Source organism: Streptomyces sp. NPDC058231, from assembly GCF_042882275.1.
GTDB lineage: Bacteria > Actinomycetota > Actinomycetes > Streptomycetales > Streptomycetaceae > Streptomyces.
Window position 1 is genome coordinate 1 of sequence record NZ_JBHVWN010000108.1, and the last position, 18,393, is coordinate 18,393.

Annotated in this window: 16 protein-coding genes; 13 read left to right on the plus strand and 3 right to left on the minus strand. The window is 72.4% G+C overall.

Annotated elements, in window-relative coordinates; genetic code table 11:
• From ACFVXE_RS36950 to ACFVXE_RS36965, 4 genes are all read left to right on the plus strand, one after another.
• Positions 1-244 (plus strand): flavodoxin-dependent (E)-4-hydroxy-3-methylbut-2-enyl-diphosphate synthase (locus ACFVXE_RS36950; RefSeq protein ID WP_389677952.1); only part of this gene is annotated, 244 nt, incomplete at its 5' end.
• Positions 245-420: 176 nt separating this feature from the next.
• The gene (locus ACFVXE_RS36955; RefSeq protein WP_389677954.1) at positions 421-1,266 is read left to right on the plus strand and encodes a GNAT family N-acetyltransferase; all 846 of its coding nucleotides are present in this window, start codon (positions 421-423) and stop codon (positions 1,264-1,266) included.
• A gap of 118 nt (positions 1,267-1,384) precedes the next feature.
• A complete protein-coding gene (locus ACFVXE_RS36960) occupies positions 1,385-1,960 on the plus strand; it encodes a GNAT family N-acetyltransferase (protein ID WP_389677956.1) in 576 nt (191 codons plus the stop codon).
• Positions 1,961-2,033: 73 nt separating this feature from the next.
• The gene (locus ACFVXE_RS36965; RefSeq protein WP_389677958.1) at positions 2,034-3,734 is read left to right on the plus strand and encodes a proline--tRNA ligase; all 1,701 of its coding nucleotides are present in this window, start codon (positions 2,034-2,036) and stop codon (positions 3,732-3,734) included.
• 126 nt (positions 3,735-3,860) lie between these two features.
• On the opposite strand, the gene ACFVXE_RS36970 is transcribed toward ACFVXE_RS36965, so the two are convergent.
• The 3 genes from ACFVXE_RS36970 to ACFVXE_RS36980 form a co-directional block, all read right to left on the minus strand.
• Positions 3,861-4,769, minus strand: a complete 909-nt coding sequence (locus ACFVXE_RS36970) for an aminoglycoside phosphotransferase family protein (protein WP_389677960.1) — start codon at positions 4,767-4,769, stop codon at positions 3,861-3,863.
• Positions 4,770-4,869: 100 nt separating this feature from the next.
• The gene (locus tag ACFVXE_RS36975; protein WP_389677962.1) at positions 4,870-5,307 is read right to left on the minus strand and encodes a ferritin-like domain-containing protein; all 438 of its coding nucleotides are present in this window, start codon (positions 5,305-5,307) and stop codon (positions 4,870-4,872) included.
• Positions 5,304-5,906 carry a hypothetical protein gene (locus ACFVXE_RS36980; RefSeq protein ID WP_389677964.1) on the minus strand — a complete coding sequence of 201 codons (603 nt, stop codon included), beginning with the start codon at positions 5,904-5,906 and terminating at the stop codon, positions 5,304-5,306. The genes ACFVXE_RS36975 and ACFVXE_RS36980 overlap by 4 nt, the downstream gene beginning before the upstream one ends.
• A 177-nt stretch (positions 5,907-6,083) precedes the next feature.
• Between ACFVXE_RS36980 and rimP the strand changes: the two genes are divergently transcribed.
• The 9 genes from rimP (at position 6,084) to ACFVXE_RS37025 (ending at position 18,216) form a co-directional block, all read left to right on the plus strand.
• Entirely contained in the window at positions 6,084-6,590 is a 507-nt protein-coding gene (rimP, locus tag ACFVXE_RS36985; protein WP_389677966.1) for a ribosome maturation factor RimP, read from the plus strand.
• Between the two features lie 2 nt (positions 6,591-6,592).
• Positions 6,593-7,633, plus strand: a complete 1,041-nt coding sequence (gene nusA / locus ACFVXE_RS36990) for a transcription termination factor NusA (protein ID WP_389677968.1) — start codon at positions 6,593-6,595, stop codon at positions 7,631-7,633.
• A 222-nt stretch (positions 7,634-7,855) separates the two neighbouring features.
• Positions 7,856-8,134: a YlxR family protein gene (locus tag ACFVXE_RS36995; RefSeq protein ID WP_266980910.1), complete on the plus strand. Its 279-nt coding sequence runs from the start codon at positions 7,856-7,858 to the stop codon at positions 8,132-8,134.
• 149 nt (positions 8,135-8,283) lie between these two features.
• On the plus strand, positions 8,284-11,385 hold the full coding sequence (gene infB / locus ACFVXE_RS37000) for a translation initiation factor IF-2 (RefSeq protein WP_389677970.1): 3,102 nt from the start codon (positions 8,284-8,286) through the stop codon (positions 11,383-11,385).
• 137 nt (positions 11,386-11,522) lie between these two features.
• Positions 11,523-11,816, plus strand: a complete 294-nt coding sequence (locus ACFVXE_RS37005; RefSeq protein WP_389677972.1) for a DUF503 domain-containing protein — start codon at positions 11,523-11,525, stop codon at positions 11,814-11,816.
• Positions 11,817-11,946: 130 nt separating this feature from the next.
• Positions 11,947-12,411: a 30S ribosome-binding factor RbfA gene (gene rbfA / locus ACFVXE_RS37010; RefSeq protein WP_389677974.1), complete on the plus strand. Its 465-nt coding sequence runs from the start codon at positions 11,947-11,949 to the stop codon at positions 12,409-12,411.
• Positions 12,408-13,307 carry a tRNA pseudouridine(55) synthase TruB gene (gene truB / locus ACFVXE_RS37015; RefSeq protein WP_389677976.1) on the plus strand — a complete coding sequence of 300 codons (900 nt, stop codon included), beginning with the start codon at positions 12,408-12,410 and terminating at the stop codon, positions 13,305-13,307. Before rbfA ends, truB begins: the two co-directional genes overlap by 4 nt.
• 207 nt (positions 13,308-13,514) lie before the next feature.
• On the plus strand, positions 13,515-17,219 hold the full coding sequence (locus ACFVXE_RS37020; RefSeq protein ID WP_389677978.1) for a trypsin-like peptidase domain-containing protein: 3,705 nt from the start codon (positions 13,515-13,517) through the stop codon (positions 17,217-17,219).
• A 43-nt stretch (positions 17,220-17,262) separates the two neighbouring features.
• Entirely contained in the window at positions 17,263-18,216 is a 954-nt protein-coding gene (locus ACFVXE_RS37025) for a bifunctional riboflavin kinase/FAD synthetase (RefSeq protein WP_389677980.1), read from the plus strand.
• Positions 18,217-18,393: the final 177 nt, after the last annotated feature.

Sequence of the window (18,393 nt, forward strand, 5' to 3'; positions counted from 1 at the left end):
GGAGGTGCCGTTGCGGGTTGCCGTGATGGGCTGTGTCGTCAACGGTCCGGGTGAGGCCCGTGAGGCGGATCTGGGTGTGGCGTCCGGTAACGGCAAGGGGCAGATCTTCGTCAAGGGCGAGGTCATCAAGACCGTTCCGGAGTCGAAGATCGTCGAGACCCTCATCGAGGAAGCCCTGAAGATCGCCGAGCAGATGGAGAAGGACGGCATCGCCTCGGGCGAGCCCGAGGTGTCCGTCAGCTGACGCCGGATCCCCGCTTCCACGACTGTGCCCCGCCCGGCCGACGACCCGTCCGGCGGGGCACAGTCGTGAGAGAGCTCACGGCGGACCGTGGGGGCTGTTGCCGGGCATGGGGCGGCGTCTCCCGGCCTCTTTGGGTACAGTGCGGAAATCAGCAGACCGCATGGTGAGGCCCCCTCGTGTTGACGCAGACCACCACCCGGGTCCTCGAACCCAGCGACCTCGGCGCCGCGCTCGCCATTCTGGAGAGCGAGCCCGTCGCCAACGCCTTCGTGACGTCCCGGGTCCGGATCGCAGGACTCGACCCATGGCGCCTCGGCGGCGAGATGTGGGGCTGGTACACCGACGGCCGCCTTCGCTCGCTCTGCTACTCCGGCGCCAACCTCGTCCCCATCTGTGCCACTCCCGAGGCCATCAGGGCATTCGCCGACAGGGCCCGCCGCACCGGCCGCCGCTGCTCCTCGATCGTCGGCCCCGCCGAGCCCACCGCACAGCTGTGGCGGCTGCTGGAACCGGGCTGGGGCCCCGCCCGCGAAGTCCGGGCCAACCAGCCGCTCATGATCACCGAGAGCCTCGCCGCCGACGTCACTCCCGACCCCCTCGTCCGCCGCATCCGCAAGGACGAGATAGATGTCCTGATGCCGGCCTGCGTGGCGATGTTCACCGAGGAAGTGGGCATCTCGCCGCTGGCCGGTGACGGTGGACTCCTCTACCAGGCACGCGTCGCCGAGCTCATCGGCACCGGCCGCGCCTTCGCCCGTATCGAGGACGGCAAGGTCGTCTTCAAGGCGGAGATCGGCGCGGCCACCCCGCAGGCCTGCCAGATCCAGGGCGTCTGGGTCGCCCCCGAATACCGTGGCCGCGGCCTCTCCGAGACCGGCATGGCCGCCGTCCTGCGCTACGCGCTGGCCGATGTCGCACCGATCGTCAGCCTGTACGTCAACGACTACAACACCGCGGCCCGCAAGGCGTACACCCGGGTCGGCTTCCGCGAGACCGGCGCCTTCATGAGCGTCCTGTTCTGACCGCCGCGCGGGCCCGCACAGAGCCCGCGGTTCCCGCTGCGCAGGACACCGCGCCGGGCCGCCGCGGCCGCCACCGATCCGTATCCCGCAACCCGGCACGGACAGTAGGGTTCGGCGCATGGCAGCAGAATCCGGAGGCGGCGCCCGCAATGCCGGCGTCCAGGTCGGCCCGATCGATCTCGCAGCACGCGTGGACGAGGCACTCGCCGTGCAGGCCGTCGCCTTCGGCCTCGGCCGCAACGAGATCGAGGTGCGCCGCCACATCGTCCTCAGACATCTCGAACACCCCCGCGCCTGCGCCCTCGGCGCCACCACCCCGGCCGACCGCCTCGTCGGGTTCGTCTACGGCATGCCGAACGAACGCGGCCACTGGTGGTCCACCGTCGTCGAGCCCTATCTGCGGGCCACCGGCTCCGAGCACTGGCTGGACGACTCCTTCGTGATCACCGAACTCCACGTCCACCCGGAGTTCCAGAACCGCGGCATCGGACGCACCCTGATCACCGCCATCACCGACGCCGTCGACCAGCCGCGCTCCATCCTCTCCGCCATCGACACGGAGAGCCCGGCACGTGGTCTGTATCGCACGCTCGGCTACCAGGACCTGGCCCGGCAGGTGCTGTTTCCCAGTGCTCCCAAGCCGTACGCGGTGATGGGGGCGCCCCTTCCGCTGCGCCGCAGGGACCGGGGCTGAAGCAATGGATTTCCGCCCGCCCGTACCACCCGGCTAACCTCCTGCACATCACCCTTCCGAGCAGGAGTTCATCATGGCCCAGGTCCAGCGCATGTCCCGATTGATGATCAAGACACTGCGCGACGACCCGGCGGACGCCGAGACGCTCAACCACAAGCTGCTCGTCCGGGCCGGTTACGTACGCCGCACCGCGGCCGGAATCTGGACCTGGCTGCCCCTGGGCAAGAAGGTCCTGGAGAACATCACCCGCGTCGTGCGCGAGGAGATGGACGCCATCGGCGGTCAGGAGGTCCTGCTGCCGGCGCTGCTCCCCAAGGAGTCGTACGACGCGAGCGGCCGTTACGACGAGTACGGCGACCTGCTCTTCCGGCTCAAGGACCGCAAGGGCGCCGAGTACCTCCTCGGACCCACCCACGAAGAGATCTTCACCCAGGTCGTCAAGGATCAGATCACGTCCTACAAGGACCTGCCCGTGATCCTCTATCAGATCCAGACCAAGTACCGCGACGAGGCCCGCCCCCGCGCCGGTGTGCTGCGCGGCCGCGAGTTCCAGATGAAGGACTCGTACTCCTTCGACACCACCGACGAGGGCCTCATCGAGGCCTACCAGCTGCACCGCGCCGCCTACATCCGCATCTTCGAGCGGCTCGGCCTCGACCACCGCATCGTCTCCGCGGTCTCCGGCGCGATGGGCGGCTCGGCGTCCGAGGAGTTCCTGGCGCCGGCCCCGGCCGGTGAGGACACCTTCGCCGACTGCCCGGCCTGCGACTACGCGGCCAACACGGAGGCCGTGACCTTCAAGGCCGCGCCGGTGGACGGCTCGGCGCACGGCCCCGTCGAGGAGCTGGACACCCCCGACACCCCGACCATCGAGACGCTCGCCGCGTACCTGGACGTCCCCGCCTCGGCGACGCTGAAGAACCTGCTGGTCAAGGTCGACGGCGAGATCGTCGCCGTGGGCGTGCCGGGCGACCGCGAGGTCGACCTCGGCAAGCTGGGCGAGCACCTCGCCCCCGCCGTGGTCGAACTGGTCACCGCGGAGGACTTCGAGGGCCGCCCCGACCTGGTGCGCGGCTACGTCGGCCCGCAGGGCCTGGAGAAGGTCCGCTACATCGCCGACCCGCGTATCGCCCCCGGCACCGCCTGGATCACCGGCGCCAACAAGCCCGGCACCCACGCCAGGAACGTCGTCTGCGGCCGCGACTTCACGGTCGACGACTACCTCGACGTCGTCGTCGTCGAGTCCGGCGACCCGTGCCCCAAGTGCGGCACCGGCCTCAACCTGGACCGCGCCATCGAGATCGGCCACATCTTCCAGCTGGGCCGTAAGTTCGCCGACGCCTTCCAGCTCGATGTGCTCGGACAGAACGGCAAGCCCGTCCGGGTCACCATGGGCTCGTACGGCATCGGCGTGTCCCGCGCCGTCGCCGCGCTCGCCGAGCAGACCGCCGACGAGCAGGGCCTGTGCTGGCCCCGTGAGATCGCCCCGGCCGACGTCCACCTCGTCGCCGCGGGGAAGGCGCTCCAGACCGAGCTGGCCCTGGACGTCGCCGAGAAGCTGGGCGCCGCGGGTGTCCGGGTCCTGGTCGACGACCGTGCGGGAGTCTCGCCCGGCGTGAAGTTCACCGACGCCGAGCTGATCGGTGTGCCGACGATCCTGGTCGCAGGCCGCCGCTCGGCCGAGGGCGTCCTGGAGCTCAAGGACCGCCGCACGGGCGAGCGTGAGGAGCTCACGGTCGACGAGGCGATCGCCCGCATCACCGCCCAGGGCTGATCCGGGGCAGGCCCACCGGGGCGCCCGCCGAGGACCAACGCCCCGGCCGGCCCGCTTCGCACCAGACACGACGAAGGCCCCCGCACTGTCCGGCAGTGCGGGGGCCTTCGCCATGCTTCCGGGGCGCTACAGCCAGCCCGCGAACTCCAGGGAGAGTTCACCTTCCTGGCGACGGCCGACCGTCAGCGCGCGGGTGCCCGACTCGACCGCGCGGAACAGCGTCCAGCCGTGGAGCCGCTCCCGGTCCACATCGAGTGAATCCGCGAGCTTCCTGATCCGGCGACGGGCCGTCACGGCGCCGCCCGGGGACGCGATCAGGTCGTCCACCCGGTCACGCACCAGTCGCGCCAGGTCGTAGGCGCGCTCGCCCACCAGCGGTTCCGGGCCGACCGTCAGCCAGGGAGCCCGCTCACCCGCAAGCACCTTGCTCTGGCGGAAGTTGCCGTGCAGCAGAAGGACCTCGGGGGAGTGGGCGACGAGCTCTGCGCGCGCTGACAGGGCCGCGGAGACCAGCGGCTCGAGCTCCGGATCGGCCGCGGCGGCGGCGCGCATCGGTTCCAGGCACCGGCCGGTGCGCTCGGCGACCGTCTCGAAGGAGTGTCCGGCAGGCGGCTCGACCCACAGCCTCCGTACCGTTCCCGCCGCCTCCAGCAGCGCCTTCGCCTCAGGCAGCGAACGCAGCGACACCTCGGGATGCAGCCGTTCCAGCAGCAGCGCGCCGTCACCGCCGGAGCCGATGAGCTGCACCGCCCCCCAGCCGTTCCAGTGCGCCAGCGCCGCCCGTTCCAGTTCCGGCGCGGCCCCGGCCGGAGCGATCTTCAGCGCCGCCGGGGAGCCGTCGGCACGGCGCGCCAGCAGAACGAGCGAGCTGCGCCCACCGGGTGCGGCCACCCGCTCGACGGTGAGCCCGGGTCCGGCCTCGGACAGCGACTCCTCGGTCAGTGCGGGGAGCTGTGCCAGCCAGTCGGCTGCGGCGCTCTCCCCGTACACCTCACCGAGCGCTCGCACCAGACGCTGCGGCGGTTCGAAACCCATACGTGCCGTGTTCCCTTTCAGAGCCTTCATCAGTGCGTCCGACCGGTCCCGGCCTTCGCTTCGGTCACGACCGGCGCATCAGCCCCGGCGTTCCGCCTGTTCAGGCGGTTCCGGCGGCGGACCGTTCGGCGAGCCCGGGAAAGGGTACGCCGCTGCCGCGCCAGCGGACCGCACGCACCGCGGCCTCCCGCAGCGCCGCCGCGGCTTCCTGCCGGAGCGGCCCCCCGGCAGCCCGTACGAGGTCGGAGTAGACGTCCGCGATCCTGTCCTCCAGTACGGCGGCGAGCTTCACCGCCGCCGAGGAGTCCGGCACCGCGAACGGCAGAGCGTACGCGGACTCCGCGGCCACCGGTTCGCCACCCAGGTCGTACACGGTCCGCACCAGCGCGTCGCGCCGGGCCCGGTGCGCGTCGTACGCGGCCGTCGCCTGGGTCCGGCGGTCGCCGCCGACCCGGGCGCCGACCACCGCGTACCCGTACACCGCCGCGTGCTCGGCGGCGAGTGACGCCTGGGCTGCCCGCAGCGACTGTGCGCTCATGAAGAGGTCTCCTTGGCCAGCTCGGTCAGCAGATAGGCGTGGGCGGCGCAGGCCGCCGCGATCGACGCCAGCAGCCGGGCCAGCTCCGGTGGCGCCGTCAGGAGCGCGGCAGCGTGGGCGTCGGCGGTACGGCGCTCCGAAACGGCGAGTTCCTTGACGGCGGCCCTGGCGCCGACCGCGGCCGGACCGGAGGACGCGGACGCCGTGGCCTCACCCGACGGCACGGTGCCGGGAGAGGCGGCCTTGTCCCCGCCGGGTGACAGCGCCGTGCTGCCGGGGGAGGGCGGCGAGGTGCTGCCGCCCTGCCGCAGCGCCTCCGTGTGGGCCCGTACGGCGTCGCGCAGCGGTGCCAGTCCGGCCCCGGTCGCCGGATGCGCCGTGATGACCTGCTCGTACTCGGTGAGCAGACTGCCGCTCGCGCGGGCGGCGGTCGCCCGGAGCGTGCTCTCCGCCTTGGCCGCCGCCTCCCGTGCACCGGCCGGTGCGGAACCCTTTCCGCCCCTGTCGGCATCGCCCCCGCAGCCGGCCAGCGCCGCCCCCAGGGCGATCACCCCTGTCGCGGTGAGCGCACTCCTGCGCGTCGTCCCCGTGCGCCGCACCTGTTCTCCTTCGGGCGTTGATCTGTCCTGACTGGATCTGTCCTGAAGTGATCACCGCAGGCGAGCGTACCCGCGGCCGGGCGGTCGACGGACGGCAACACCCCTCGGGACCGGATACCCTTTGACCTGACACGCGACGAACCCCACAACAGCACACGCGGCCGAGGAGTCACCCGGATGAGCACCACCCAGAGCGAGAGGCTGCGCGGGCTGCTCGAACCGCTCGTCAGCGCCAAGCAGCTGGATCTTGAAGAGATCGACGTGTCCCGGGCAGGCCGCCGACGTGTGCTGCGCATCGTCGTGGACTCCGACGAGGGCGTGGAGCTCGATGCCTGCGCAGAGCTGAGCCGCGCCATCTCCGAGAAGCTCGACGAGACCGACGCGATGGGTGAGGACGAGTACGTCCTCGAAGTCAGCTCGCCCGGTGCCGACCGTCCGCTGACGGAGCACCGCCACTACGTACGCGCCACCGGCCGCCTGGTCAAGCTGCAGCTGACCGCCGAGGAGGGCGCCGCCGAGCTGGTGGCCCGCATCCTCGCCGTGGACGACGAGGGGCTCGACCTCGAAGTACCGGGCGTCAAGGGCCGCAAGCCCACGTCACGCCGGGTCGCCTTCGACGGGATCGCCAAGGCGCGCGTGGAGATCGAATTCAACCGCAAGGACAAGAAGGAAGAGGAGGCGTAGCCGTGGACATCGATGTGAAGCTCTTGAGGGGCTTGGCACAGGACAAGGAGATTCCCTTCGACGTGCTCGTCGAGGCGATCGAGTCGGCCCTCCTCATCGCCTACCACCGCACCGACGGGAGCTACCGCCGTGCCCGCGTGAAGCTCGACGAGCGCGGTCACGTGACGGTGTGGGCGAAGGAGGACCCGGCCGACCTCGAAGAGGGCCAGGAGCCCAAGGAGTTCGACGACACCCCGTCCGGCTTCGGCCGGATCGCCGCGACCACCGCCAAGCAGGTCATCCTGCAGCGGCTGCGCGACGCCGAGGACGACAGGACGTTCGGTGAGTACGCGGGCCACGAGGGCGACGTCGTCACCGGCGTCGTCCAGCAGGGCAAGGACCCGAAGAACGTCCTGGTCGACATCGGCAAGCTGGAAGCGATCCTGCCGGTGCAGGAGCAGGTTCCGGGCGAGGAGTACACCCACGGCCTGCGGCTCCGTACGTACGTCGTACGCGTCGCCAAGGGCGTGCGCGGGCCGTCCGTGACCCTGTCCCGGACCCACCCCAACCTGGTCAAGAAGCTTTTCGCGCTGGAGGTTCCGGAGATCACCGACGGTTCCGTCGAGATCTGCGCGATCGCCCGGGAGGCCGGCCACCGCACCAAGATCGCGGTCCGCTCCACCCGCTCCGGCCTGAACGCCAAGGGCGCCTGCATCGGCCCGATGGGCGGCCGTGTGCGCAATGTCATGGCCGAGCTGCACGGCGAGAAGATCGACATCGTGGACTGGTCGGACGACCCGGCCGAGATGGTCGCCAACGCGCTGTCACCCGCCCGGGTGAGCAAGGTCGAGGTCGTGGACCTCGGCGCCCGGTCCGCCCGGGTCACCGTCCCGGACTACCAGCTGTCGCTCGCCATCGGCAAGGAGGGGCAGAATGCCCGCCTCGCCGCCCGCCTCACCGGCTGGCGCATCGACATCCGTCCGGACACCGAGACCGACGCCGAGCGGGACATCGCCGACCGGGAGCGGGCCGAGCGCGCCCGGGACAGGTCGGAGCGCGGCTGAACAGGTACGGAGTCCGGCGGCTGCCGGTCCGAGGGATGGACCGGCAGCTGTCCGGATGATGGACCGACGCGGTCCGGAGGGCGGATGGCAGCACCCCGGAGCGCGGGACTCGCAAGGGTCCTGGGGAGATGGATCTACGCGGCACGCCGCTGAGATCACGACAACGTCCGTTCGATTTTTGCCCCAAAGGGGTGAGGTCGGTGCGGGGAGGTAGACTTAATCGTGTCTGGCCGGACGCACGCCCGCGCTTGCCCTGAACGAACCTGTGTGGGATGCCGGGAGCGAGCGGCCAAGAGCGAGCTGCTGCGCATCGTGGTGGACGAGGACGCCTGCGTCCCTGATCCTCGCGGTACGCTGCCCGGCCGGGGTGCATATGTGCACCCCGTCACTGTCTGTCTCGACCTGGCGGTTCGCCGTCGGGCATTCCCCCGGGCCTTCAAGGCCAAGGGGCCGTTCGATTCCGCGGCACTGCAGCGGTATGTCGAGCGGGTGACACCGTAAGAAACTAGAACGGCACGGGACCCCGTGCGGTCAGGTACCTCGCGAGTTGGAAGTAGGTCGAGATTGCGATGAGCACTCGATGAGTACGCGATGAGTACGCCCATGAAGTAGCGACGGTCCGGCGGTAACCCGGACCTAAAAGGAGCGAAGTGGCTAAGGTCCGGGTATACGAACTCGCCAAGGAGTTCGGCGTCGAGAGCAAGGTCGTCATGGCCAAGCTCCAAGAACTCGGTGAATTCGTCCGTTCGGCGTCCTCGACGATCGAGGCGCCGGTTGTACGCAAGTTGACTGACGCACTGCAGGGGCCCGGCGGCAACGCCGGCAAGTCCGCTGCGAAGCCTGGCGCGCCCCGTAAGGCAGCGCCTGCAAAGCCCGCAGCGCCCTCCCCGGCCGCTGCGGCACGTCCCGCTGCCCCCAAGCCCGGCGCCCCGGCCCCCAAGCCGGCCGCCGCCGAGGCTCCCAGCAGCACCCCTTCCGCTGCCGCGCCTTCCGCGCCGTCTGCGGGCCCGCGTCCGGGTCCGAAGCCCGCGCCGAAGCCCGCTCCGGTCACCCCGGTGCCGGCGGCGGAGTTCTCCGCTCCGGCCCCGGCCCAGCCGGCCGCGCCGCAGCAGGCCCCGCGTCCCGCGGGTGCCACCCCCGGTCCTCGCCCCGCCCGTCCGGCTCCGGCCGGCGGTCAGCGTGACGGCGGCCGTGGTGGCGAGCGTGACGGTGGCCGTGGCGGCGACCGTCCGGCCCGTCCCGCAGGCCAGGGCGCCCCGCGTCCCGGCGGCGCCCGTCCGGCCGGTCCCCGTCCGGGCAACAACCCCTTCACCTCCGGTGGCTCGACGGGCATGGCCCGTCCGCAGGCACCCCGTCCCGGTGGCGCCCCGCGTCCCGGTGGCGGCCAGGAGCGTCCCGGCGCCCCGCGCCCGCAGGGCGGCCCCGGTGGCGCCCCGCGTCCGCAGGGTCAGGGCGGTGCCCGTCCGACTCCGGGCGGCATGCCCCGTCCGCAGGCTCCGCGTCCGGGCGGTGCGCCCGGTGGTAACCGTCCGAACCCCGGCATGATGCCGCAGCGTCCCGCTGCCGGCCCGCGTCCCGGTGGTGGCCCCGGCGGTGGCCGTGGTCCCGGTGGCGGCGCAGGCCGTCCCGGTGGCGGTGCGGGTCGTCCCGGTGGCGGCGGCTTCGCCGGTCGTCCGGCCGGTCCCGGTGGCGGTGGCGGCGGGTTCGCCGGTCGTCCCGGTGGCGGCGGTGGCGGTGGCGGCGCAGGCCGTCCCGGTGGTGGCGGCGGCTTCGGCGGTCGTCCCGGCTTCGGTGGACGTCCCGGCGGCCCGGGTGCCCGTGGTGGCACGCAGGGTGCGTTCGGCCGTCCCGGTGGTCCCGCGCGTCGTGGCCGCAAGTCGAAGCGTCAGAGGCGCCAGGAGTACGAGGCCATGCAGGCCCCGTCGGTGGGCGGCGTCATGCTGCCTCGCGGCAACGGGCAGGCTGTCCGGCTGTCGCGCGGTGCGTCCCTGACCGACTTCGCGGAGAAGATCAACGCCAACCCGGCGTCGCTCGTCGCCGTGATGATGAACCTCGGCGAGATGGTCACCGCCACGCAGTCCGTCTCCGACGAGACGCTGAAGCTGCTCGCGGACGAGATGAACTACATCCTCGAGATCGTCAGCCCGGAGGAGGAGGACCGCGAGCTGCTCGAGTCCTTCGACATCGAGTTCGGCGAGGACGAGGGCGGCGAAGAGGCCCTGGTCTCGCGTCCGCCGGTCGTGACCGTCATGGGTCACGTCGACCACGGTAAGACCCGACTGCTGGACGCGATCCGCAAGACGAACGTCGTTGCGGGCGAGGCCGGCGGCATCACGCAGCACATCGGTGCGTACCAGGTCTCCTCCGAGGTCAACGGTGAGGACCGCCGTATCACCTTCATCGACACCCCGGGTCACGAGGCGTTCACCGCCATGCGTGCCCGTGGTGCGAAGTCCACCGACATCGCGATCCTCGTGGTGGCGGCGAACGACGGTGTGATGCCCCAGACGATCGAGGCGCTGAACCACGCCAAGGCGGCCGACGTGCCGATCGTGGTCGCGGTCAACAAGATCGACGTCGAGGGTGCCGACCCGACCAAGGTGCGCGGTCAGCTCACCGAGTTCGGTCTGGTGGCCGAGGAGTACGGCGGCGACACGATGTTCGTCGACATCTCCGCCAAGCAGGGCCTCAACATCGAGGCTCTTCTGGAGGCCGTCGTCCTCACCGCCGACGCCTCGCTCGACCTGCGGGCCAACCCGGAGCAGGACGCGCAGGGTATTGCGATCGAGTCCCACCTCGACCGCGGCCGCGGTGCCGTTGCGACCGTCCTGGTCCAGCGAGGCACGCTGCGGGTCGGCGACACCATGGTGGTCGGCGACGCGTACGGCCGAGTCCGCGCGATGCTCGACGACAAGGGCGAGAACGTCGAGGAAGCGGGTCCGTCGACCCCCGTCCTCGTGCTCGGTCTCACCAATGTCCCGGGCGCCGGCGACAACTTCCTGGTCGTCGACGAGGACCGTACGGCCCGTCAGATCGCCGAGAAGCGTGCCGCCCGTGAGCGCAACGCCAACTTCGCCCGCAAGGGTGTCCGGTTCTCCCTGGAGAACCTGGACGAGGCGCTCAAGGCCGGTCTGGTCCAGGAACTCAACCTCATCATCAAGGGCGACGCGTCCGGTTCGGTGGAGGCTCTCGAGTCCTCGCTGCTCCAGCTCGACGTCGGTGAAGAGGTCGACATCCGGGTCCTGCACCGCGGTGTGGGTGCGGTCACCGAGTCGGACATCGACCTGGCGACCGGCTCCGACGCCATCGTGATCGGCTTCAACGTGCGCGCCGCAGGGCGTGCGCAGCAGATGGCCGAGCGCGAAGGCGTGGACGTCCGGTACTACTCGGTCATCTACCAGGCGATCGAAGAGATCGAAGCGGCCCTCAAGGGCATGCTCAAGCCGGAGTACGAAGAGGTCGAGCTCGGTACGGCGGAGATCCGCGAGATCTTCCGCTCGTCCAAGCTGGGCAACATCGCCGGTGTGCTGGTCCGGTCCGGCGAGGTCAAGCGCAACACCAAGGCGCGCCTGCTGCGCGATGGCAAGGTCATCGCGGAGAACCTCAACATCTCCGGTCTGCGCCGCTTCAAGGACGACGTCACCGAGATCCGCGAAGGCTTCGAGGGCGGTATCAACCTCGGAAACTTCAACGACATCAAGATCGACGACGTCATCGCGACGTACGAGATGCGCGAGAAGCCGCGAGGCTGACCCGTACCTCAACAGTCGGGGCCGGTCGACGGGTCGTATTTCCGTCGATCGGCCCCGGCCGTTCCGTGTACGGTTCTTGTGTCCCTGCCAAGCACTGGCAGGGCGCGAACCCGAACCGGCGGGACATCCGGACATACATGTATGTGGGGACCCTGTCCTTCGATCTGCTCCTCGGCGACGTACGTTCGTTGAAGGAGAAACGCTCGATCGTCCGGCCGATCGTCGCCGAACTCCAGCGCAAATACGCGGTGAGTGCGGCGGAGACGGGTGGACAGGATCTCCACCGCAGGGCCGAGATCGGCCTAGCGGTGGTCTCCGGGGACACCGGACACCTCTCGGACGTACTGGACCGGTGCGAGCGGCTGGTCGCCGCCCGGCCCGAGGTGGAGCTGCTGTCGGTTCGACGGCGGCTGCACAGCGACGAGGACTGAACAGCGGCAGAATTGTCGGACGTGGAATCGTCCGGCACGCAGCGGTCCGACGCGGAAGCGCCGGACCCGCAGGAACGGGACGCCAGTGGCGTCCGACCGTAAGCAACCCAGAAGGAAGAGTGACGGACCGGTGACCGACAACGCGCGGGCCCGAAAGCTGGCCGATCGCATCCAGGTCGTGGTCGCGGAGACCCTGGACCGGCGTATCAAGGATCCGCGGCTCGGATTCGTGACCATCACGGACGCCCGGGTCACCGGCGACCTGCGGGAGGCCACGGTCTTCTACACGGTCTACGGCGACGACGAGGAGCGTGCCGCCTCCGCCGCGGCGCTGGAGAGCGCCAAGGGCGTGCTCCGCTCCGAGGTCGGCAGGCAGACCGGGGTCCGGTTCACGCCGACCCTGACCTTTGTCCCGGACGCCCTGCCGGACAACGCACGCACCATCGAGGACCTCCTCGACAAGGCGCGTGCCAAGGACGCGGAGGTCCGCGAGGTGTCCACCGGTGCGAAGTACGCGGGCGACGCCGACCCGTACCGTAAGCCGGAGGACGATGCGGACGAGTCCGACGAGAACGAGGACTCTGCCTCCGAATGACACAGCAGAACAGGACGCCGGACGGCCTTGTCATCGTCGACAAGCCGTCCGGCTTCACTTCGCACGACGTCGTCGCCAAGATGCGCGGCATCGCCCGTACCCGCCGCGTCGGCCACGCGGGCACGCTGGACCCGATGGCCACGGGCGTGCTGGTGCTCGGCGTCGAGAAGGCCACCAAGCTCCTGGGCCACCTCGCGCTGACCGAGAAGGAGTATCTCGGCACCATCCGGCTCGGGCAGGACACCGTCACGGACGACGCGGAGGGCGAGATCACCTCGTCCACCGACGCGTCGGGCGTCACGCGCGAGGGCATCGACGCCGGCGTCGCGGCGCTGAGCGGCGCGATCATGCAGGTGCCGTCCAAGGTCAGCGCCATCAAGATCGACGGCAAGCGCTCGTACGCGCGGGTGCGGGGCGGCGAGGAGTTCGAGATCCCGGCCCGGCCGGTGACCATCTCGTCCTTCAACGTCTACGACGTCCGTGAGGCGGTCGCGGAGGACGGGACCCCTGTGGTGGACCTGGTCGTCTCCGTCGTCTGCTCCTCCGGTACGTACATCCGCGCGCTCGCCCGCGATCTCGGCGCCGGACTCGGCGTCGGCGGGCATCTGACCGCACTGCGGCGGACCCGCGTCGGTCCGTACGGCCTCGACGCGGCGAGGACACTCGATCAGCACCAGCAGGAACTGACCGTGATGCCGGTCGCGGAGGCCGCCGCGTCGGCGTTCCCGCGCTGGGACGTGGACGAGAAGCGGGCCAGGCTGCTGCTGAACGGTGTACGTCTGGACATGCCCGCCTACCCGCCGGGGCCGGTCGCGGTCTTCGGGCCCGACGGGGCCTTCCTGGTGCTCGTCGAGGAGCAGCGGGGCAAGGCGAAGAGCCTCGCGGTCTTCGCCTGACCGACCGCTCCGCCGGTCTTCCCGGGGATCCATCGTGGAGCGGGCGGCCCCCCGCACCCGCTCCACGATCCCCCCTACGGTGTCTGTCCACCGGAACCTCTTGATTCACCCCAACGAGCAGGCGCTCGGAGTGAATCAGGGGTGCACCAGGGGCGCTTTTACTCCGAATGCCCCTCGCGCCGATCACCGCCGACCTAACGTCGGACCATGGGAAGCGGGGACCGGTCGACGCTGGTACGTATCTGCGATCCGGCCGGCCGGCCACGGGGGACGGGGTTCCTCGCGGACGACCGCGGCACGGTCGTCACCAGTCATGAAGCAGTGGACGGCCTCGCCCGGACCGTCCTGTACGGGACGGGCGGCCGCAGCCGGTCGGTCGGGGCCGATGCGGTCACCGCGCTCCCCGAGCTCGGCCTCGCGCTGCTGCACACCGGCGGCCCGGACGGGCTCGGCGTGGAACCGTTGCCGATCGCCCTGCGGGAACGGATCGAGCCCGGTACGTACGTACGCATCGCTGCCCACGGGTGGCGCGAGGCGCGCGTCCTGGGCGTGGCCCCGGCGACGTACACCGCGACCGGCCGCTCCCACCGGGTCGCCGCGGCCATGGAACTGGCCCTCGGCACGGACGGCAGCGACGCGCTCCGGCTGCGCGGCGCGGCCGTCGGCGGTCCCGTCCTCGACCCGGAGACCGGAGCCGTCATCGCGGTGCTGGGCACCGCCCTGCGCTCCGGACACGCTGCCGCAGGGTTCGCCGTGCCGCTCGCGGCCGCGGGGGCCGACGGACCGCTGGGCGCACTGCTGCGGCGCAACGCGATCTCCGTACCCGGGTACGGACGCGACCTCAACCTCGCGGGCGCCCTGCAGCTCACCGCGATGTCGATCGCTTCGGCGGACGCCCCGGGCGACCGGCCCGAACCGGTCGAACGCCCGGACATCACCGCGGAGTTCACGGCGTTCACGGCTGCGGGGGCACCGTCCGGCACCGTCCTCGGACTCGTCGGAGCACCGGGCACCGGCCGTACCACCGAACTCGCCGCGCTCGCCGCCCGGCGCGCCCGCGGCTCCGAACCCGCCCTCACCGTCTGGCTGCGCGGCGCCGACCTGCTGGCCGACGACACCTCGGTGGCCGACGCGATCGCCCGAACCCTCGGACGGGCCGGGCGGATCGTCACCGCGGCCGGGGCGGCGGGCGCCCCGGCGACGGCCACCCCGGAGCGGGTGGCACGGCTCGCGGCGGACGCCGGAAGCCCGCTGCTCGTCCTGCTGGACGCCCCCGAGGAGATGCCGCCCGTGCTCGCCCACCGGCTGGCCCGGTGGACCGCCGGCACGGCCGGCTGGCTCCGGGACCACGCGGCGCGGCTGGTGGTCGCCTGCCGGCCCGAGCACTGGGAGACGGCCGGTCCGCTCCACCCGCCCGGCGCGCTGCACCGACCCGCCGCCCAGGCCCGGGGACTGCCGCCCGCAGTCCGCCTGGGCGACCTCGCCCCGGACCCGGCCGCACAGGCCCGGGAGCGGTACGCCATCCCGGCCGGAGCCCTCGCGCCCGGGCACGGCCGGCATCCGCTCACCCTCCGCCTCCTCGCCGAGGTGCGCGCGGCACTCCCCGGGGACGTCCCCGGGCAGCCGGACACCGAGGACGTGTTCGGAGCCCATCTGGACCTGATGTGCCTGCGGATCGCGGTCCGGATCGCCGCGGCATCCCGTCCCGCCCCCGGAGGCACGGCGGTGCGGCGGCTGGCCGCACGGGTGGCGGGCCAGGTCCACGAGGCGGCGCGGCGCTGCCTGGGGCCGGGACAGGGGGAGCTGGACCGGGGGGCGTTCGAGGAGATCTTCCCGTGGCGCACCGGCTGGGCGTCCGCGGTCCTCACCGAGGGACTGCTCGTGCCGGCGGGTGCCGGCTACCGCTTCGCCCACGAGGAGCTCGGGGACTGGGTGCAGGGCGCGCACCTGGACCTGGACACCGCGCTCCGGTCGCTCGTGCACCGGTGGCACGCCGATGAGCCGGCGGACGGGGCCGGGGCGGCGCCGCGGCGTGTCCCGGCCCAGCGGAGCCCGCGGCCGGACAGCAGCCGTCGGGCGCTCCCCGGTCCGGCCGGCACCGCTGCGGCGCCCGCCCGGGAGTCCGGCACGCTCCCGGTACCCCGCCATCGGATCGGCCCGGTGATCCAGGCGCTCCTGCTCCTGGGCCGCCGGCAGGGCGCGGCCGCGCTCGCCCACCGGATGGCCGATCTGATCGAGGCGATGGACCGGCTGCGGGCCAGGACGGACGGGGGAGGGACCGCCGCGGGGCCGCACGGGGCCGGGGGCGAGGACACCGGGCCGCTGCGCGATGCCTCCTGGTGGGCAGCCCGTCTGCTGTCGGGGACGCTGCTCCGGGTGTCCGACGCCGGGCCGTACCTCGGAGTGCTGAGAGTGCTGACCGGGCGCATCGTCCGGCCGTCCGGGACGCTCGGCGCGTACGCCGAGTTCGGCCCGTGGTTCTGGCGGCGGCTGCGCCTGCCCGAAGCCGACCGGATCGACCTGCTGCGGCTGCTGCTGCCCGCGGACGGCCCGCCGCACCGGGACACGGCCCGGCGGCCCGGGGCCGGCCCCTGCGACCGGGACCACCGCGAGGCCCGCCCCGGCGAGGAACGGTTCCTGGACGTGGTGGCCGGGCGACTCACCGCACGGCCCCGGACCGTACAGCCGCTCCTCTGCCTCTGGTTCACCGATGAGCGTCCGCTGCGTACGCCGGAGGGTGCCGCGCGGCAGACCGTCGCCACCGCGGCCCGGACGCTCCTGCACGCCCACAGGGACCTCGCCGTCGACGCTCTGGCCGACGCCCTCGTCGCGACCGGCCACCCCCGCGCCGGCGAACTGCTCGCCACGCTGGCCGCGGAGGAGCCCGGCGCCCTGTGCCGGGCCGTCGAACGCTGGTCCCGGGACGACGGCCGGCCGGCCCGCCGCGCCGCCGCCGCGTCGTACGCGCTCGTCACCGCACCGCACGCGACCGGGGACTCCGACCGTGAGCTGCTGCGCCGCTCGGCGCGCTCGCTGCTGGCCCGCCCTGCCGACGCTGAGCTGCACGGGGCCGCGCTCGCCCTTCTCGTGAGCGATCCGCGCACCCGGGACGGGTATCTGCCGCAGGCCCTGCGGGCTTTCGCGCACGGGCATCCCCTGCTGTCCGCGGCCGGGCTCGCCGCCGCCCTGGAGACGCATCGCGAGCCGGTCGTCGCCGCGTTCCGGGACCGGCTCAGCCGGCCCGGGGACGGTGCGGACGAGGTACTGCGCTCCCTCGCCGGGATCGACGCCCCGGCGCTGGCCCTGCACGCGGCCGGGCTGGTGCGGGCGTACGCGGACAGCCACCCGGAAGGCGGTGCCCAGGTGGCCGCGTACATCGACCGCAGGCTGGAGCACGGGGCCGCCGCCCGCGCCCTGCTGCTGCCCCTGGTGGCCGGTCTGCTGCGGGACCGGCCGGCTGCCGCGCCCGTGCGCGGCGCACTCGCCCGGGTGCTCGCCGCGCCCGGCACGCCTGATTCCGGGGCGCTCCGGTCCGAGCTGCTGGAGGTCCTGCTGGAGTTCGAGCAGGGCACCGGACGGGACCCGGTCGTGCTGGACGCCCTGCTCCGCGCGGCGGCGGCCGGATCCGCCCGGCGTGCGCCGGTCCGTACCCGGGCGCTCGTCCACCGCACCGGGACGATGCTGGTCCGCACCCCCGAAGGCGCCGCCTGCTTCGATCGCAGGCTGGTCGAACTCTCCCGTGAAGTGCCGGAATTCGCGGAGCTGGTCACCGGCTGGCTGGCCGACGCCCCGCAGGAGTGGGCGACGGTCGTCGGCCCCGGCGTACGGCGGGCGGTGGCGGCGCTGTCCCCCGCGATGCCGGTGCCGATGCAGGCCGCAGGTCGCGGGCATGGCAGTCTTAGACCTGCATAAGAGGTACACCCACGTACACAGGTTCGGGCGAGGAGCGGTCAGAGTGCAGCGCTGGCGAGGCTTGGAGGACATCCCCCAGGACTGGGGGCGCAGCGTCGTCACCATCGGCTCCTACGACGGGGTGCACCGCGGACACCAGCTGATCATCGGCAGGGCGGTGGAGCGGGCGAGGGAACTCGGCGTGCCGTCGGTCGTCGTGACCTTCGACCCGCACCCCAGCGAGGTCGTACGGCCCGGCAGTCATCCGCCACTGCTGGCCCCGCACCACCGGCGCGCCGATCTGATGGCCGAGCTGGGTGTGGACGCGCTGTTGATCCTGCCGTTCACCACCGAGTTCTCCAAGCTGGCGCCGGCCGACTTCATCGTGAAGGTGCTGGTCGACAAGTTGCACGCGCAACTCGTCATCGAGGGCCCCAATTTCCGCTTCGGTCACAAGGCCGCAGGCAACGTCGGTCTGCTCGCCGAGCTCGGCGCGACGTACGACTACCGCGTCGAGGTCATCGACCTCCATGTGAGCGGTGAGGCCGGCGGCGGTGAGCCGTTCTCCTCGACCCTCACCCGCAGGCTCGTCGCCGAGGGCGATGTGGCGGGCGCCGCCGAGATCCTCGGCAGGCCGCACCGGGTCGAGGGCATCGTGGTCCGCGGCGCACAGCGCGGCCGTGAGCTGGGTTTCCCGACGGCGAACGTGGAGACACTGCCGCACACCGCGATCCCGGCCGACGGCGTCTACGCGGGCTGGCTGAACGTGGACGACGAGGCGATGCCGGCGGCGATCTCGGTCGGCACGAACCCGCAGTTCGACGGCACCGAGCGGACGGTGGAGGCGTACGCGATCGACCGCGTCGGTCTTGATCTGTACGGGCTCCACGTCTCGGTCGACTTCCTCGCGTACGTACGCGGGATGCTGAAGTTCGACACGATCGACGACCTGCTCGTGGCCATGGCCGCCGATGTGAAGCGGTCCGGCGAACTCGTCGCCGCGTACGACCGCGGCTGACCTTCTTCTGTGTCGCTCCGGCCCCGGGGCCCAGTACGCCGGGCCCGGGCGGGGCCGGGCTGGGGGGCGGGGCCCCCGAAGGCCGCCCCCCCCCCCGGGCGGGGGCCCGCCCCCCCCCCAAAACCCCCACCGCCGGGGGGGGGCGGGCGGGGGGGGGGGGGGGTGGCGCCCCCGGGC

What these genes read in the sequence shown, in the direction of transcription:
- ACFVXE_RS36960 (WP_389677956.1), top strand. Translation starts at nt 1,385, where the DNA reads ATGGCAGCAGAATCCGGAGGCGGCGCCCGCAATGCCGGCGTCCAGGTC.
- ACFVXE_RS36965 (WP_389677958.1), top strand. Translation starts at nt 2,034, where the DNA reads ATGGCCCAGGTCCAGCGCATGTCCCGATTGATGATCAAGACACTGCGC.
- ACFVXE_RS36970 (WP_389677960.1), bottom strand. Translation starts at nt 4,769, where the DNA reads ATGGGTTTCGAACCGCCGCAGCGTCTGGTGCGAGCGCTCGGTGAGGTG.
- ACFVXE_RS36975 (WP_389677962.1), bottom strand. Translation starts at nt 5,307, where the DNA reads ATGAGCGCACAGTCGCTGCGGGCAGCCCAGGCGTCACTCGCCGCCGAG.
- rimP (WP_389677966.1), top strand. Translation starts at nt 6,084, where the DNA reads ATGAGCACCACCCAGAGCGAGAGGCTGCGCGGGCTGCTCGAACCGCTC.
- ACFVXE_RS37005 (WP_389677972.1), top strand. Translation starts at nt 11,523, where the DNA reads ATGTATGTGGGGACCCTGTCCTTCGATCTGCTCCTCGGCGACGTACGT.
- truB (WP_389677976.1), top strand. Translation starts at nt 12,408, where the DNA reads ATGACACAGCAGAACAGGACGCCGGACGGCCTTGTCATCGTCGACAAG.
- ACFVXE_RS37020 (WP_389677978.1), top strand. Translation starts at nt 13,515, where the DNA reads ATGGGAAGCGGGGACCGGTCGACGCTGGTACGTATCTGCGATCCGGCC.